The organism is Tetzosporium hominis (assembly GCF_002265435.1).
Lineage (GTDB): Bacteria > Bacillota > Bacilli > Bacillales_A > Planococcaceae > Chryseomicrobium > Chryseomicrobium hominis.
This window is the reverse complement of the sequence record NZ_NOKQ01000363.1, coordinates 1-259: the sequence shown is the minus strand read 5'-3', so window position 1 is coordinate 259 and position 259 is coordinate 1. Positions and strand designations below refer to the sequence as shown.

Here is a 259-nt window from a genome sequence, read left to right as displayed (position 1 = left end):
ACAGACTTCAGCATATCCGACAAGCTCTACTTTGAGCCGCTTACTGTTGAAGATGTCATGCATATCATCGATTTGGAGCAGCCGAAAGGCGTCGTCGTTCAGTTTGGCGGACAGACTGCGATCAACCTTGCCGACGAGCTCGCAGAAAGGGGCGTCGCCATTCTCGGAACATCCCTTGAAGATTTGGACCGCGCCGAGGACCGCGACAAGTTCGAACAGACGCTTGAAATGCTGCAGGTACCCCAGCCGCTTGGAAAAA

1 protein-coding gene is annotated in these 259 nt (G+C 53.7%); it reads left to right on the top strand.

What is annotated here, in order from left to right; translation table 11 throughout:
* On the top strand, positions 1-259 hold a 259-nt coding region (locus tag CF394_RS15320; protein ID WP_133079867.1), incomplete at both ends, for a carbamoyl phosphate synthase preATP-grasp domain-containing protein.